At 67.5% G+C, this 16658-nt stretch carries 13 protein-coding genes; all 13 read right to left on the bottom strand.

What is annotated here, in order from left to right:
* Nucleotides 1–24: 24 nt before the first annotated feature.
* On the bottom strand, nt 25–393 hold the full coding sequence (locus D3H34_RS27655; RefSeq protein WP_119557749.1) for a hypothetical protein: 369 nt from the start codon (nt 391–393) through the stop codon (nt 25–27).
* Nucleotides 394–421: 28 nt separating this feature from the next.
* On the bottom strand, nt 422–2788 hold the full coding sequence (locus D3H34_RS27650; protein WP_119557747.1) for a type VI secretion system Vgr family protein: 2367 nt from the start codon (nt 2786–2788) through the stop codon (nt 422–424).
* Between the two features lie 21 nt (nt 2789–2809).
* Nucleotides 2810–5527, bottom strand: coding sequence for a type VI secretion system ATPase TssH (gene tssH, locus D3H34_RS27645; RefSeq protein ID WP_119557745.1), 2718 nt, complete (start codon nt 5525–5527; stop codon nt 2810–2812).
* The gene (gene tssG, locus D3H34_RS27640; protein WP_119557743.1) at nt 5524–6672 is read right to left on the bottom strand and encodes a type VI secretion system baseplate subunit TssG; all 1149 of its coding nucleotides are present in this window, start codon (nt 6670–6672) and stop codon (nt 5524–5526) included. The genes tssH and tssG overlap by 4 nt, the downstream gene beginning before the upstream one ends.
* On the bottom strand, nt 6669–8540 hold the full coding sequence (gene tssF / locus D3H34_RS27635; RefSeq protein ID WP_119557741.1) for a type VI secretion system baseplate subunit TssF: 1872 nt from the start codon (nt 8538–8540) through the stop codon (nt 6669–6671). The genes tssG and tssF overlap by 4 nt, the downstream gene beginning before the upstream one ends.
* Complete coding sequence (gene tssE / locus D3H34_RS27630) at nt 8540–9082, bottom strand: type VI secretion system baseplate subunit TssE (protein WP_119557739.1); 543 nt, start codon at nt 9080–9082, stop codon at nt 8540–8542. Before tssE ends, tssF begins: the two co-directional genes overlap by 1 nt.
* Nucleotides 9079–9957 carry a type VI secretion system accessory protein TagJ gene (locus D3H34_RS27625; protein ID WP_119557737.1) on the bottom strand — a complete coding sequence of 293 codons (879 nt, stop codon included), beginning with the start codon at nt 9955–9957 and terminating at the stop codon, nt 9079–9081. Before D3H34_RS27625 ends, tssE begins: the two co-directional genes overlap by 4 nt.
* A 137-nt stretch (nt 9958–10094) precedes the next feature.
* Nucleotides 10095–10577, bottom strand: a complete 483-nt coding sequence (locus D3H34_RS27620) for an Hcp family type VI secretion system effector (RefSeq protein ID WP_119557735.1) — start codon at nt 10575–10577, stop codon at nt 10095–10097.
* 51 nt (nt 10578–10628) lie between these two features.
* Nucleotides 10629–12137: a type VI secretion system contractile sheath large subunit gene (gene tssC / locus D3H34_RS27615; RefSeq protein ID WP_167481286.1), complete on the bottom strand. Its 1509-nt coding sequence runs from the start codon at nt 12135–12137 to the stop codon at nt 10629–10631.
* Nucleotides 12134–12703 (bottom strand): type VI secretion system contractile sheath small subunit, encoded by a 570-nt coding sequence (gene tssB / locus D3H34_RS27610; protein WP_119557733.1) that lies wholly within the window; start codon nt 12701–12703, stop codon nt 12134–12136. Before tssB ends, tssC begins: the two co-directional genes overlap by 4 nt.
* A 98-nt stretch (nt 12704–12801) precedes the next feature.
* The gene (gene tssA, locus D3H34_RS27605) at nt 12802–13908 is read right to left on the bottom strand and encodes a type VI secretion system protein TssA (protein ID WP_119557731.1); all 1107 of its coding nucleotides are present in this window, start codon (nt 13906–13908) and stop codon (nt 12802–12804) included.
* A 140-nt stretch (nt 13909–14048) separates the two neighbouring features.
* Nucleotides 14049–15236, bottom strand: coding sequence for a fumarylacetoacetate hydrolase family protein (locus D3H34_RS27600; protein WP_119557729.1), 1188 nt, complete (start codon nt 15234–15236; stop codon nt 14049–14051).
* Between the two features lie 61 nt (nt 15237–15297).
* The coding region (locus D3H34_RS27595) for a c-type cytochrome (protein ID WP_147400498.1) at nt 15298–16658 on the bottom strand (1361 nt) is incomplete at its 5' end.

The following is a 16658-nucleotide window of genomic DNA, read 5'->3' as shown; positions in this document are numbered from 1 at the left end:
GCGTGCACAGCCACAGCACGTGCATCATTGACGCTCCTGATCAATCGCGACTTCGCGCGTGTCCGGGTCCACACGCACACGGATCGCTCGACCAGCCGCGAACTCGGCCAGTTTGACGCGACTGATCGGCACGGTGACCTCGGCATCGAAGGGCGCGAGCCGTTCGCTGGACTGCACCCGCAGGCGCAACCGGGTCAGCACGAAGATGGCATCGACGCGGCGACCCGTATCGTGCGCGTCGAGCACCACCGCGATCGCGGGCTGACCGGTGGCCAGAATACGCCCGGCCTTCGATTCGCCCGACGCCACGTGCACGATGACCCGCTGCAGCACCAGCACCGCCACCGTGCACAGCAAGGCCAGCACCAGCCAGCCAAACACGCCTCCAGGCATCTGTCTCCTTGTCACTCCGGCACAAGGCCTAGTTGAAGATCTTGAAGCTCGACCACATCTCGAAACCCTTGTTGCCGAGGTGAACAGCAGTCTGAGTGGTGGTGAAGATGCCGAAAGCCAGCGATATCCCGTAGTAGTCGAGCTTGCCGCCCGCATAGGACAGCTGGGCGCCCATCATCGAGCCCTGAAAACCGTTAAAGAACTTCGCAACGTTCGAATGGATTTCCAGAGTTCCGTTCTCTCCATAGTTCAATCCGTCGGTGTAGGTTTCGCGCTGCGGTGCGGTATCCCAGACTTTGGTGCGGTTGATGCGCTTGACGTTGTCGCCCTCGATGCGCACATCGCCCGATGCCACGATATCGACGTTGCCGCCGGTGGCTTCAATGTGGACAGTGCTAGCCTCGCCGTGATAGGCACCGTCGACGAAGGACAGATGTGAGCCGGCAACGCCTTCGAGCAATGACGAACCCATGATGTCGACGTTGAGCCCTGTGGTCAGTTCGATCGACGGCCCCACGATCATCTCGATCTCTGGGCCAACCGTGATGTCGGTGACTGGCCCGATGGTCAGCTCGCTCACCGGGCCGAGCACGGTCTCGGTCATGTGGCCGAAGATCACCTCGTCCTGCCCACCGACCACGATGCGCCCCTGGCCGCCCGTCACGATCTCCATCGCACCGTCCGAGACCATGCGCAGCTCGCCGCCCGAGACAGTCTCGAACGCCCCCCCTGTCACATGGCGCTCCTCTCCACCGTCGATGGTTTCCAGTGCACCCGCCTGGATGTGGCGCTCTTCGCCGGTCTTGTAGGTGGCGGACTCGTGCCCCTCGACAGTGGTCGTGCGATTGCCTTCCACCGTGTGCGTCTCGTCAGCTTCCACCTCGATCGTGAAGTCCTTCTGCGCATGGATCTTGATCGACTCGCACCCCGGGTCGTCGTCGATGATGAAATGGTTGGCCAGTTCGCCGTCGCCCTTGATGGTGCGGCTGATGAAGCCGCTGACCGTGGCCTTGGCCGGCAATTCCAGCGGCGGCATCTGGTCGGCGTTGTACACGCGGCCGATGATGATCGGCCGGTCGGGGCAACCGGCGATGAAATCGACGATGACCTCCTGCCCCACGCGCGGATGGTTCACCGCGCCGAAGTTGGAGCCGGCCCACGCGCTCGACACGCGCACCCAGCACGAACTGTCCTCGTTGCGCTGGCCGTAGCGGTCCCAGCGGAACTGCACCTTCACGCGGCCGTACTTGTCGATCCAGATGTCCTCGCCGGGCGGGCCGACGACGGTGGCGGTCTGGGGGCCCAGCGTCCTGGGCACGCGCGTGACGCGCCGCGCGCGGAACGGGAACGAGGTGGGCTGCACGCCGAAATCGAAGCTGTATTCGCCCTCCAGGCCACCGCTGGCGTAGCCGCCTTCGCGCAGGCTGTAGGTCACCGAGACGACCAGGTACTCGCGGTTGTCCTCGTTGCGCGGTGCGTTCTGCATGGTGAAGCGGTAGCCGGGCGCCATGCCGCGCACGTTGGTGTGGCCGATGTCCACCTCGGCCTGGGCCTGCGCTTCCTCCAGGCGGATGCGCGCATAGTGCTCGCCCTGTCCCGCGTCGCTGTAGCCGCCCATCCACTCATACATCTCGTAGCGGCCATGGTCGTTGCCGCGCGGCTGGCTGCGCGTGGTGAGCAGGTCGGCCTTGGGCTTCTTGAAATCGAAGTCGTCGACAACGTAGGTGCCGGGGCGGATCTCCTCGGTGACCTCCCACTGGTCGATCACTTCGCGGCCAGGGTCTGCCGTGCGGTCGCTCGCGAGGTAGCCGATCTTCGGGTAGCCGGGCAGCGTGTCGTGCGCGCCCATGTCGTCGGCCAGCACCAGCGTGTGCTGGTTCTTCTCGTGCTTGAAGTAGTAGTAGATGCCCTCGTGCTCCATGAGCCGGCTCACGAAGGCGAAGTCGGTCTCCTGGTACTGCACGCAGTACTCCCACTGGCGGTACGAGGCGCTGAGCTTCTTCTCGAAGGCGAAGCCGTACTCGCCCAGCACCTCTTCGAGGATCTCGACCACCGACTTGTTCTGGAAGATCTTGCAGTCGCTGGTGCGCGTGAGGTACCAGAGCCAGGGCTTCACCGAGGCGCGGTACACGATGTAGCGCGAGGAGCCGCCCTCGCGGCCAATCATGGTGAAGCGCGTGATCTGGCCGTTGAGGTAGCGCGGCGAGCCGTTCAGCGTCTGGATCTCGAGCGCGAGCGGCTTGCCCAGCAGCGCCTTCATGTCGACGGAGGTGTTCGGACTCAGCAGGTCGACCTCGAACTCGAACAGCTGCGACAGCCCTTCGCTGCCGTGCATCGAGCGAAACAGCAGCTGGTCTTCTGCGAGCGGTGTGTGGGCCTTGACGACTCTGTCCATGCGGCTCTCCCTTTGTCTACGCTACTGCGCGGGGCGTTCAGAAAATTCGTACTGGAAGTCGTCGCCCGCCGCGCCCAGCTGGACGCCGGCGAGCTTGCGCGCACTGACCGTGGCGCCGATGACTTCCTCGCTCAATCGCGGAAGGATGGTGTGCGTGAGGATCGCGTCGATCATCCGACCACCCGACTCTATGGCCGTGCAGCGGCGTGCGACAAGCGCCACGGCGCTGTCGTTGTAAGCCAATGCAATGCCGTGGTTGGCCTGCAGGCGCGCCGCGATGCGGTCCAGCTGCAGGCGGATGATCCGGTGCAGCGCGTCGGCCTGCAGCGGGTAGTAGGGCACGACCACCAGCCGCCCCAGCAGCGCGGGCGCGAACACTTTCAGCAACGGCTCGCGCAGTGCAGCCGCCAGCGGCTCGGGGTCGGGGCGAAGCGTCGGGTCTTCGCACAGCTGCATGACGAGGTCGGTGCCGACGTTCGACGTCATGATGATCACGGTGTTGCGAAAGTCGATGTGGCGGCCCTCGCCGTCTTCCATCCAGCCCTTGTCGAAGACCTGGAAGAAGATCTCGTGCACGTCGGGGTGCGCCTTCTCGATCTCGTCGAGCAGCACCACGCTGTAGGGCCTGCGGCGCACGGCCTCGGTGAGCACGCCGCCTTCGCCGTAGCCCACGTAGCCGGGCGGTGCGCCCTTGAGCGTGGAGACGGTGTGCGACTCCTGGAACTCGCTCATGTTGATGGTGACGAGGTTCTGCTCGCCGCCGTACAGCGCCTCCGACAGCGCAAGCGCGGTCTCGGTCTTGCCCACGCCCGACGGGCCGCACAGCAGGAACACGCCGACCGGCTTGTTGGGGTTGTCCAGCCGCGCGCGTGCGGTGCGGATGCGGCGAGAAATGGTCTCCAGCGCATCGGACTGCGCCACCACGCGGGCCGACAGGATCTCGCCGAGCCTCAGCACCGACTGCGCGTCGTCGCGCACCATGCGGCCGATGGGAATGCCGGTCCAGTCGGCGACCACGGTGGCGACGGCCTGCGCATCGACGGCGGCGAGGATGAGCGGCGACTCGCCCTGCAGCTGCACGAGCTGGTCTTGTGCCTCGTTGAGTTCGGCGCGGATATCTTCGGGCGATCTCTCCGATGCGGCAGGCAGATCTTCCGGCATGTCCTCGCCGCCGCTTTCGACGTCGGCTTGCACCGGCACCGCCGCGGGCGACAGCAGCTTGCGCAGCGCGACGATGCGTTCGACCAGCGCAGCCTCTTCCCCGCGCCGCTGCTCCAGCAGCGCGAGCTCGGCCTGCGCCGCAGCCACCTGGGCCGCGATGTCGTCGACACGCTGGTGCTCGCCGACGCCGATGGCGGCCTCGCGCCCCGCGATACCGGACTCGATGCCCAGCACTTCGATGCGCCGCTTCAGATCTTCAAGTGCGGCAGGCAGGGCATGCTGGCTCAACGCGACGCGCGCGCAGGCCGTGTCGAGCAGACTCACGGCCTTGTCGGGCAGCTGGCGCGCGGGAATGTAGCGGTGCGACAGGCTCACGGCCGCTTCGAGCGCGGCATCGAGGATGAGCACGCCGTGGTGCTTCTCCAGCTCGGCGGCAATGCCGCGCAGCATGACCACCGCCTTGGGCTCGGTGGGCTCGTGCACCTGGATGGTCTGGAAGCGCCGCGTGAGCGCCGGGTCTTTCTCGATGTACTTCTTGTACTCCGACCACGTGGTCGCGCCGATGGTGCGCAGCCGGCCGCGCGCGAGCGCGGGCTTGAGCAGGTTGGCGGCGTCGCCCGTGCCGGCCGTGCCGCCCGCGCCGACCAGCGTGTGCACTTCGTCGACGAACAGCACGATGGGCTTGGGGCTTTTCTCGACCTCGTCGATCACCTGGCGCAGCCGCTGCTCGAACTCGCCCTTCACGCCCGCACCGGCCTGCAGCAGCGTGGGGTCGAGCACCCACAACGACACGTCGCGCAGCGAAGGCGGCACGTCGCCGGCCGCCAGGCGCGAGGCCAGGCCCTCGACCACGGCCGTCTTGCCGACGCCGGCTTCGCCGGTGAGCAGCGGGTTGTTCTGGCGCCGGCGCATGAGGATGTCGACGATCTGGCGGATCTCGTCGTCACGGCCGTACACGGGGTCGAGTTCGCCGGCGCGCGCCTTGGCCGTGAGGTCGCTCGCGTACTTGGCGAGCGCCGAGCCGCCGGCTGCGGGCGCATCGCCCTGATGCTGCGCAACGGGAGCACCCGGGCCCGCATCCGATGCGGCGTCGAAGTCGTCTTCCGGCGAGCCTTCGGTCCACGCTGCAAGCTGCGCGACCAGCACGTCGGGCACGAGCTTGTCGAACTCGCGCGAGATGCCCGAGAGCACCTGGCGCAAGCCCGGCGTCTTGACGATGCCCGCGAGCAGGTAGGCGCCGCGGATCGACGTGGCCTCGAAGCGCAGGCTGGCGTACACCCAGGCCCGCTCCACGGCATGGTCGACGTGTTCGGAGATGTCGCTGATCGACGTGGCGCCGTGCGGCAGGCGGTCGAGCGCGCGCACGAGGTCCTGCTCGACCGCGTCGAGGTTGAGCCCGGCGCGCTTGACGATGCGCAGCAGGTCGCTGTCCTGCAGTTGCAGAATCTGGTGCAGCCAGTGCACGAGTTCGACGTAGGCATTGCCGCGCAGCTTGGCGAACGCGGTGGCGGTCTCCAATGCCTTGTAGAGCATCGGATTCAACTTCGAGAAGAGAGAGACGCGGCGGATATCGGTCATGAGGTGGCCGGTGCGTTGCGGGAAAAGAGCGCCTCGGGCTGGAACACCATGTCGCCGGCGTCGGTGTCGGACAGGCGGGTGCCGAGCCAGCTGCCCCAGCCCAGTCGCTGGTCGCTGCTCAGCCGCATGCCGCGCGCCTCGGGTTTCTTGAGCACCAGCCGCAGTTCCCAGGCGAACTCGATGCCGACGTACTGACGCACCCAGTCGACCACCTGCTGCAACCGTGGGCTGCCCGGCAGGAACTCGCGGAACTGCTGCTGCGACAGCGGACCCAGTTCGAGGCGGAACTTGCTCTGCGCATCGCGCACCGCCAGGCCGATGGTGGCGCCGCTGCCGAGCCGGTGGTTGCGCCCGAGTTGGCCGATGCGGCTGACCTGGCGCTCGTCGATGCGCACCCAGTCGCTCACGAACTCCACGACCTGCACCGGCACGTCGAAGTACAGGCGCAGGATCTGGATCAGCCCTTCGGGGTTGCGCGTCTGGCGCACCAGATGTCCCGCCATGTGGGTGCGTGCATGGTCGGCGATGCGGTCGCGCGCCTTCAGGCCGGGCTGCCCCATGTTCATGAGGCTGGCCACGTAATCGACGAAGCGGTGGCCGTCGGTGCGGTCCAGGCTGTTGACGGACTGCGCGTCGGCCCAGGCACGGTAGAACAGCAGGATCAACCGGTGATGGAACAGGTCGGCGAACGCGCTGAGGGTGTGGTCGGCATGGTGGCGCTTGCGCTCGCGCGCGTACTCGGTCAGGTGCAGCGGCAGCGGGCCGTTGGGACCGAACAGGCCGAAGCCGTAGATCGAGATGCGCGGTGCGCCGTCCCGGTCGACCTCGACGCCCGACACGTTCGACGGCGCGAAGGCCATCGAAGGCTCCTGCCCCAGCCGCAACGGCTCGTCGAGCGGGCGCGGTGCGCGGCCCAGCAGCGGATGGTCGCCCTGCGCATCGAGCCGGCGCAACAGCATGAACAGGTCGTGCTCGAAGGGCTGCTCGACCAGCTGGGCCCACAGCACGGGGTCGGCCTCGGGCACGCTGCGGCGCGGCGCGGTTTTCGTGGGGCTGCGCACATCGACGGCAGCCTCGTCGCGCGCCTCGGCCTCCGCAGGCAGCACCTGCAGCATCGCACCGTCGGAGAGGTCGATCGCGCTCATACGGCGGGCCGGCGTCCCACGCGCGGGGTCCAGCGCGCGATCTCGCCGCGCTGCAGGCTGCTCAGCGCGAACTCGGTGAACGCGTTGAGCGAGACGTGGCGGCTGAAGAACTGCTCCAGCACGGCACCGAACAGATAGGGGCTGGCGCCCGAGAACGCGACCTCGTCGATCTGCAGCGCGATCTCCACGCCGCGCCCGAACACGATCGGTCCCGGTTCGGGCAGGCGGCGGAACACCGGTGCCAGCGCCATCGAACGCACACCCTGGATCTGCCGGCGCACCGCAGGGTCGGCGAGGTTGCCGTACAGGTCGAGCATCTCGCGCAGCGCGGCGGCGCCTTGCGTGGCATCGACGTCCGTCAGGCTCAGGTAGTTCAGGCCCAGGTGGCTGATGAGGCGCCAGGTGAGCGCGCCTTCGGCGAGCGCCGGATACGGCCGCGACGGGCCGCGCAGGATGCGCACGGCGCGCACCGGCGCCGACACGCGCAAGGTGAAGTCCGACTCCAGCCCGGTGGGCAGCAGCAGCGGCAGGTCGCGGTTGGTGCACAGCGCGTCGATCGTGATGTGCCGCAGGCTGTGCGGGAACGGCGCGTCGTGCTGGTCGACCAGCGAGACATACACCTCGCTGCCCGTGTAGCTGGTGCGCGTGCCCTGCGCACGCGCGCGGTCGGACACCAGGCGCGGTTCGCGCCGCAGCGAGAAGTAGGCGCCGAAGTCGCCGTCGTCGGAGGCGAACGAGCCCAGGAAGGGGCGGAACTCGCGCTCTTCGGAACCGTTGGCCATGTGGCCCGTGACGCGCTCGACCGTGAAGATCTCGAAGTCGCGCGGGCGCGTGCGGTCGATCACCGCGTGGTGCTCGTGCTGGCCGGGGCCCACTGGGATGCGGTCGCTGCGGCGTGGCACGAGGTTGATGATGGGCGTGCAGAACAGCGAGAAGTGCCTGGCGTCGACCAGCCGCTCCAGGTCGGCATCGGCGCGGTCGAGCAGGATCACGATCTCCATCGTGGTGCCGCCGATGGCCGAGGCTGCCGCGCGCAGATGGTTCACGCTGAAGAACAGGTAGCGCTCGGGAAAGGCGAAGTACTCGTGCAGCAGGCGGTAGCCCTGGAACGAGCGTGCGTCGTAGGGCAGCAGCGACTGGTCGGGGTCGAAGCCTTCGTGGCGGATCGCCTCGTCGCCCAGCGGCACGATGCGCGCCGTGCTGCCGGGGCCGGCGCGGCACACGGTGGCCACGCCGTGGTGCGCCACCAGTTCGAGCATGCGCAGCGCATGCAGCTCCGCGCCCGAGAGAAAGAACTCGAGCCGGTCGAGCGGCATCTCGGAAAAGCGCGCGCCGCCCACGGCTTCGAGCTTGATGGTGAGGGCGCTCCTCGCCTGGCGCGCCTGCATCGGCAGCGCGTGCGCCACTTCGGCCGGCACCGGCCCCAGGCTGGCGCCTGCGATCTTGAGCGGCCACAGCGTGACGGCGTGGCCGGTGCGGAACTCACAGGCCGTCTGCTCGCCCTTGATCATGCGTCCGCGCAGCAGCGTGTGGCGCGGCAGTTCGTAGCCCGCCTTCAGCGAGCCCTCGTTGAGGTTGCCGTCGATCTGCACCACGGCCATCGCGGGCAGCGGTGCGAGGAAGTTGGGGTACACCACCTCAAGCAGGCGCTGCGAGAAGCGCGGAAACTCCGCGTCCATCTTGAGCTGGATGCGTGCCGTGAGAAAGCTGAAGCCTTCGAGCAGGCGCTCCACGTACGGGTCGCTGACCTCGATGCCGCGCATGCCCAGGCGGCCCGCGATCTTCGGATAGCGCTGCGCGAACTCGGCCCCGAGCTCGTGCATGTAGGTGAGCTCGCGGTTGTAATAGTCCAGCAGTCGCGAATCCATCAGAGCCCTCCCGTCGGGCGCAGCATCATGTGCCCGCTTTCAAGGTCCAGCTCGGAGCGCAGGATGAATTCGATCGGGTAGGGCACCGACCACAGCGTGCCGCGGATCTCCAGCGCAAGCAGGTTGTGGTGCTCCAGGTCGGTCGCATCGGTCACGCAGCGCACGTCGATGCTGTCCTTCATGATGCGCGGCTCGAAATCGATGATGGCCGCGCGAATGGCCGCCTCCACATCGGCGAAGTCGACCTCCGACATGCGCCCGCCCGCCCAGCCGCGCACGCCATAGTTCACCACCGAGCCGCGTGCGCGCGGCATGCCGTTGATGCTGTGGTCGGCGCCGAAGTTGGTGGTGTTGAGCAGCCACTGCAGGTCGCGCAGCACCGAGTCGCGCAGCAGCTTGCCGCTCATGAGGAACGCGCCCGCGCGCTCCTGTCCGTTCTGCGGTGCCTTGTCGGTGAGGCGGTCGAGCAGCACTGGCTGCAGGCGGTCGCGCGCGACGCTTTCCTGTGCGTCGCCGTCGATGTCGGCAGTGGCGGGATTCATCGGGCCACGCCTTCCGCTGCGGCGACTGCCGCGAACTCGATGCGCCGCAGATCGAGCAGCGAGTGATCGCCGGCCTCGCTGATCAGCGTGCGCTGGCCGATGCCCGCGTACTGGTCGTCACCCGCGAGCGGCTGCCAATCGGTGCGGCGGCCCAGCGCGGTGTCGTCGTCCAGGCCGTCGAGCACGCCGGGATAGCGCACCGGCACCAGGGCGCTGAGGCCGCGCCCGTCGTGCAGTTCGATCTCGGCCGGCGCCCACAGCAAGTCGACCAGATGCTGGGGACGCGAAAACTTGATGCGGCGCACCGCCGGCAGCGGCAGCCACGCATAACCGGAAGGCGTGAACAGTTCGAGCACGGCGCCGATGCGCGCATCGCCGTCGCACAGCCATTCGAAGTCGCTGTGCGCCGCGGGCTCGCCGTCGAGCGCCTGCACGCCGCGCGCGTCGGAGCGGTCGATGGTGGTCAGCGTGCCCTGCAACGCGGGCGCCGCATTGCGCGCAGCCTCGCGCAGCGCGGCGGCCTCGTCGGCGCGCGCCGCAGGCAGGGCGGCGGCACCGAGCAGCTGCTCGACCCAGTCCGCGTTGCCGGAGACGATGGCCGGCGTGCGTCCGCCGCCGGCCCAGAAGTCGGTGCGCTCACGCTCGCCCGTGAGCGCCATCGCGCAGGTGACGCTGGCCGGCGTGAACATGGGGTCGAGCTTCGTGGCGAGCTTGAGCTGGTCTTCGGCCCGCTGCCATTCGCCACGCAGCGCGAGGAAGTGGCACAGGGCAAGGCGCAGGCCGGCGTTCTGGGGACTGGCGCGAATCTGCCGCTGTACCCATTCGGTGTGCTCGGCCACGGAGCGCTCGCCCAGCACTGCAAACCCATCGCCCATGAAGCTCTTCCCCGTTGACTGGCTGAAAGGTGAAAGGCGGCGCGCCGCGAAGGGACGCCGCAGGAGACAGACAAACGGTCGCGGACCGCCGGCAAGGGCCGAGGGGCCACGGCCCCATCGACCCGCCGCCAAGGAAATCAGGCTTCCTTGTTTTCCTTGATGTTCCAGCCCAGCACCGTCTCGGCGCCCTTGCCGCCCTTGTCGGTCTGTTCCCAGTACTGCTGCTTCACCTTCGCGGCCTGGAACGCGTACTGCACGAACACCGCGTCGGAGCCTTGCTCGGCCGTGTATTGCACCGAGGTGACGAGCACCTCTTCGAGCGTGACGCGGGTGTATTCGATCTGCGAGCCGCCGGCCTTGCACACGGCCACTTCCACCTTGCCCAGGTGCTTGCCGCTCGCGCAGTTCTTCAGCACGGAAGGCGCCGCCTTGTCGATGCGCGCGAGCACCTGCAGGTCGTTGAAGCTGGCCTTGCCCACGCCCCCGCCACCGCCGCTGACCATGTTGCCAGGCTGCGTCGCTCCCCATGCAAACGACTTGATGTCCGTCCAGTCCTTGTGGTTCGAGTCCTTGGACTCACCGTTTGCACCCTCGACGCGCATGAACATGTCTACTGCCATGATTGAACCCCCAAAGTTATCGATGAATTGCCCGGTAGCGGGACATTGGAATTAGCTGCTGTCTTTCTTGTTGGACGGCAACTTCGAAACCAGCCGCAACGACACCGTCAGCCCTTCGAGCTGGTAGTGCGGCCGGAGAAAAAACTTGGCGGCGTAGTAGCCGGGGTTGTCCTCGATGGCTTCCACCTGGACTTCGGCCGCCGCCAGCGGCTTCATGGCTTTCGTGTCCTGCGACGAGGTGCCGGGGCTGCCGTCGACGTAGTTCATGATCCAGTCGTTGAGCCAGCGCTCCATGTCCTCGCGCTCGCGGAACGAACCGATCTTGTCGCGCACGATGCACTTCAGGTAGTGCGCGAAGCGGCAGCACGCGAACAGGTACGGCAGGCGCGCGGCCAGGTTGGCGTTGGCCGTGGCGTCGGCGTCGTAGTACTCGGCCGGCTGCTGCAGCGACTGCGCGCCGATGAAGGCTGCGAAGTCGGAGTTCTTGCGATGCACCAGCGGCATGAAGCCGTTCTTGGCCAGCTCGGCCTCGCGCCGGTCGCTGATGGCGATCTCGGTCGGGCACTTCATGTCCACGCCGCCGTCGTCGGTGGGGAAGGTGTGGGTGGGCAGGTTCTCGACCGCACCGCCCGACTCCACACCGCGGATCGACGTGCACCAGCCGAACTGCTTGAACGAGCGGTTGATGTTCACGCCCATCGCATAGGCCGAGTTGGCCCAGGTGTAGCGCGTGTGCAGCGCCGAATCGGTCTCCTCCTCGAACTCGAACTCGTCGACCGGATTCGTGCGGGCACCGTACGGCAGGCGCGCCAGGAAACGCGGCATGGCCAGGCCGATGTAGCGCGCGTCTTCCGAATCGCGCAGCGAGCGCCACGCGGTGTGCTCGGTGTTGTGGAAGATCTTGGTCAGGTCGCGCGGGTTCGACAGCTCCTGCCACGAATCCATCTGCATCACGGTGGGCGAGGCACCGGCGATGAAGGGGCAGTGCGCGGCGGCCGCGATCTTGGCCATCTCGCCGAGCATCTCGACGTCGGGCGGGCTGTGGTCGAAATGGAAGTCGCCGATCAGCGCACCGAAGGGCTCGCCGCCGAACTGGCCGTACTCTGCCTCGTAGATCTTCTTGAACATCGGGCTCTGGTCCCAGCCGATGCCCTTGTGGCGCTTGAGCGAGCGCGCCACTTCGCGCTTGGACGCGCACATCACGCGGATCTTCAGCTGCTCGTCGGTCTCGGTGTTGTTCACGAGGTAGTGCAGGCCGCGCCATGCGCCTTCGAGCTGCTGGAAGTCCTCGTGGTGCAGGATCTGGTTGATCTGCTCCGACAGCTTGCGGTCGATCTCGGTGATGATGGCCTGCACGCTGCGGTAGGCATCGTTCGAGATGGTGACGGTGTTCTCCAGCGCCTGCACGGCCAGCGTCTTGACGGCGTTCTCCACCGCTTCGCGCGCCTGCTCGGTCTTGGGCTTGAACTCGCGCTGCAGGAGGTCGGAGAACTCGTTGGGCTCCAGTGCTTCAACGGTCGCGGTCCGGGCGCGTGCGCCTTGTGGGGATGCGGTGCTCATGGTGCGGTCCTGTCGTCGGCTTGCTTGGCTGCTGCTGCATCTGCGGCCGCCTGCGCGACCGCGGGGTTGGGCGCGGAGGCCAGCGACTTGAGCAGCGCCGGGTTCTGCAGCGCCTGCGCGATGAGTTGCTCGGCGCCGTTCTTGCCGTCCATGTACGAGAGCAGGTTCGACAGCTCGGTGCGCGCCTCGAGCAGCTGCTGCAGCGCATCGACCTGCCGCGCAATGCGCGCGGGCGAGAAGTCGTCCATGCTGTCGAAGGTGATGTCCACGTTCATCTGGCCTTCGCCGGTGAGCGTGTTGGGCACCTGGAACGCGACGCGCGGCTTGATGGACTTCATGCGATCGTCGAAGTTGTCGATGTCCACCGCCATGAACTCGCGCTCCGCGAGGTCGGGCATCGGGTCGGTCTGCTTGCCGGCGAGGTCGGCGATGACGCCCATCACGAAAGGCAGCTGGATCTTGCGTTCGCTGCCGTAGATCTCGACGTCGTACTCGATCTGCACACGCGGCGCCCGGTTGCGCGCGATGAACTTCTGACCACTGTTCCTGACACGGTTGTCTGCCATAAGCTTCCTCTTGAAACTGAATGCATGGGTCGCATCGACCGGCCTGTGCCTGGGCTGCCCGGCACACCCGAAGCCCTCGCCACTCCTGCCTGCTTTCTCTATGACGACGCAGCGCCGCCGTTCAACGGGCGGCCCGCGAGGCTTTCAATCTTTTGCAGTCCCTCGGGCACGAGCTCTTCGATGATCTGGAAGAAGTTGAGGTCCAGCAGCCGCTGGGCCCTGCGGATGAGCATGGGCGCCGGATGGCTCGGTTCCGTTCGCTCCAGGAACTCGCATGCTTTTTCCAACAACACTTGCACATCTTCACGAGCCGATATTTCAATCTCTTGAATGCGCAGCGGGTGCGCGGCAGCCTGCGGGGCCGCTGCAACATTCGTGGTGGGCGACCCACCCGGTGCAGGCCCTCGCGCCGCACCGCCTGTCTCTTCTGCTCCAGCAGCCGATGCCGCTGACGAGGCCTGCAGCGCTTCAGCGTGCGGCTGCTCCGGCAGCAACTGGCCCACGGTGCGCAGCGACCGTTCGAGCCTTGAAAAATCGGGCGCCCAACTCTGGCCCAGCGCACGCTCGCAGGTCTCGCGGATGCGCTGCAGGAGTGCCAAAGCCTCACGCAGCGCCACCACCGGTGGTGCTGCCTTGTCATGCGCGCGGCGCGCGGCCTCGCGCAGGCGACCGAGGCCGCCGGGGTAGTCCACCTGGTCGCTCTTGCTCGAATCGAGCAAGGCTTCGACCTGCCGCAGGCTCATGGCCGAGCCGCCGTCTTCGAGCAGCCGCGCATCGCGCACGCTGCGTCCGAGCCCTTCGGCTTCGGCCAGTGCGGCCAACGCATTCATGCGTGGCAGCGGGTCTTCGTTCGAGCCATCGACCACGCGCGGATGCACGTCGTTCCAGAAAGTCTGCAGCACCGCATCGACCTGGCGCAGCCCGTCGACATAGCCGGGCAAGCCACGGCTCTCGGTCCATGCGAGCGTGAGCGGAACCATCACGCGCAGGTCGCGTGTGCGCAGGCACAACTGCCGCGCGATGCGATCTACACGGGCCCAGTCGGGCGGCTCGGCGGGAATGATCGTGTCGCCGAACTGCTGCTCGCGCTTGCCCGTCGCGGCCTGTTGCAGCGCCATGAAATCGGCGTCGTATTCCAGGTCTTCACCACAGGGAAGCGGGCCTTCGACGGGCGTCTGCAACAGATCGATCTCATTCGGCAGCAACCGCTACTCCCTTGATTTATCCACTCGCGATGGTAGTCATCTTGAGGGTAAGAAGAGGCATGGTCAACCGCAACAGAATGCAAAGTCCCGCGTGTGAATCCCAAAGGAGTACATCTGCTTTTAAAGTGCAGAACTAACGGCTACAGCAGCTGGCGCGCCGCGAGGTTGCGCATCAACGCACCGAGGCCGAAAGACCATCGCGGCGCTTGATCTGCATGGACCACGCGGTTGTTCAAGGCACCCAGTTCAGGCGCTGAAATGCGCACGTGATCGCCCACGACGTGCGTGAATCCTTGCCCGGGTCCGTGACGGTCTTGTGTCGGCGCGAACATCGTTCCCAGAAACAACATGAAACCGTCTGGGTAGGCGTGATGGCGGTTGAGTGTCTGCGCCACGAGGTCCAGCGGATCGCGGCTGATCTTCGACAGCGAGCTCGATCCTTCGAGCGTGAAGCCTTCGGGTCCCGTCACGTTCAGCGCGACCGTGATGCGCCGCACATCGGCAATGCCGAAGTGCGCATCGAACAGACGGATGAACGGCCCGATGGCGCACGACGCGTTGTTGTCCTTGGCCTTGCCCAGCAGCAATGCACTGCGGCCTTCGAAGTCGCGCAGGTTGACGTCGTTGCCGAGCGCGGCGCCCAGCGTCTCGCCGCGGCTGTTCACTGCAAGCACGACCTCGGGCTCGGGGTTGTTCCAGGCCGAGTCCGCGTGAATGCCCACGTCGGCCCCCGTGCCGACGGCCGCGAGCACCGGCGCCTTGGTGAAGACCTCGGCGTCGGGGCCGATACCGACTTCGAGGTACTGCGACCACATGCCCTGCGCGATCAGCACCTCCTTCACCTTCATGGCCTCGGGCGAGCCCGGCACGATGTCGGCGAGGTTGTCGCCCAGCACATCGCCGATGGCCGCACGCGTGGCTTCGGCACGGGAGGCATCGCCGCGCGCCTGCTCTTCGATCACGCGTTCGAGCAGGCTGGCCACGAAGGTCACGCCGCTGGCCTTCACCACCTGCAGGTCGCAGGGCGCGAGCAGCCAGGGCTGGCCGCTGTCGCGCGTGGTCTCGTCGCTGTTGGCCAGCACCGCGTCGAGCGCGGCGATGCGAGGCGCGGTGCCGTTCTGCAATGCGGCGCGCACTGCGTCGGATGGTGAACCCTGGCCTTCGAGCAGGTCGCTCATGGTCGGCGCGAGCTTCGACAGATCGTGCAGACCGTCGCCCTGTACGGCCACCAGCACCGGGCCCACGCCGGGTTGCCAGAGGCGGCCGACAAGGGTGGCGCGCGCGGCGTCGTGGGGCATGCTGGAAGCGGTCGAAAGGTTCAATGGCATGGCGTCGTGTCTCCGTGGTCTTCGTGAAGCGGGGTGCTGCGCGCCATCGTAGCGCCGGGTGTCAGTGCCCCGGCGCAGCCCGCACGCGCGCCACCTCGGCGGGCAGGTTCTGCCACGGCGCTTCCTGCGGCGCGAACCGTGCGCGCATGTAGCCGGCCAGTTCGGCGATCTGGCGATCGTCAAGCGCCTCGCGGAACGCAGGCATGAAGCCGATGTCGCGGTGCGCGGGTGCGCGCACGCCGTCGAGGATGGTGCGCAGCAGGTTGTCGGGCCGTGTGCTCGTGAGGCTGCTGTTGAGCGCGAGCGGCGTGTTCACGCCGAGCAGCGTGGGGCCGTCGCCGTCGTGGTGGCAGGACGCGCAGGCGCTGTCGAACATGCGCTGCGCGGGGCCGAGGAGCTGGCCCTGCGTGCGCGCGGCGTTGTCGATGACCTGTTGCGCGAGTGCCTGCGGATCGGCGGCCGGCTCGGGGTTGAACGAGCCGAGGTACACGGCCATCGCGCGCACGTCGTCGTCGGGCACCTGCGCGAGTTCGCGCACGACCTCGGCCATCGGACCGCCTGCGATGCCATGGCGCGGCGAATGGCCGTTGCGCAGGTAGCGGTAGAGCGCGTCGGTGCCCCACGGCACGGCGGCCTTCGACAGCTGCGTGAGCGCGGGCGCCTCCCAGCCGTCGACCATCGCACCCGAGAGGAACGCGCTGCCGCCCTGCTCCGCGCCGAGCGCGTTGCGCGGCGTGTGGCAGGCGCCGCAATGGCCCAGGCCGTTGACGAGGTACGCGCCGCGGTTCCACTCGGCGCTCTGTGTGGTCACAGGCTGCAGCGGCGCGGGGTTGTGGAACAGCGCGTTCCAGCCGGCCATGAGCGGGCGCAGATTGAACGGGAACTTCAGTTCGGACTTGGGCGTTTCTGCACGCACGGCCGGCATCGACATGAAGTACGCATACAGCGCCTGCAGGTCGTCGTCGCTGGTCTTCGCGAAGGCGGTGTAGGGGAACGCGGGGTACAGGTGGTGGCCGTCGCGCGAGACGCCCTCGCGCATCGCGCGCTGGAAGGCGCTGAAGGACCAGCGGCCCAGACCCGTGTCTGCATCGGGCGTGAGGTTGGTGGTGTAGAGCGTGCCGAAGGGCGTGTCCATGGCGCGGCCGCCCGCGTTGGGCGAGCCGCCGGGCGCGGTGTGGCACACGGCGCAATCGCCGAGCGCGGCGAGCACGCGGCCGCGTTCGATGGTGGTCTCGCTGTAGACCGGTGCGGTGAGCGACACCGGTGCGATGGCAGAACGCCAGCCGAGCAGACCGGCGATGACGCCGAGGCCGCCGATGAAGAGCGCGGCGCCGGTGGCCCAGACGCCCTTGCGTCGGGGCCAAGGCGCATTCGTGTTGCTCCTTCCCCTCCCGGGGGAAGGCTGGGATGGGGGCACGGCGG

This window comes from Acidovorax cavernicola, assembly GCF_003581445.1.
This window is presented reverse-complemented; position numbering and strand designations above follow the sequence as displayed.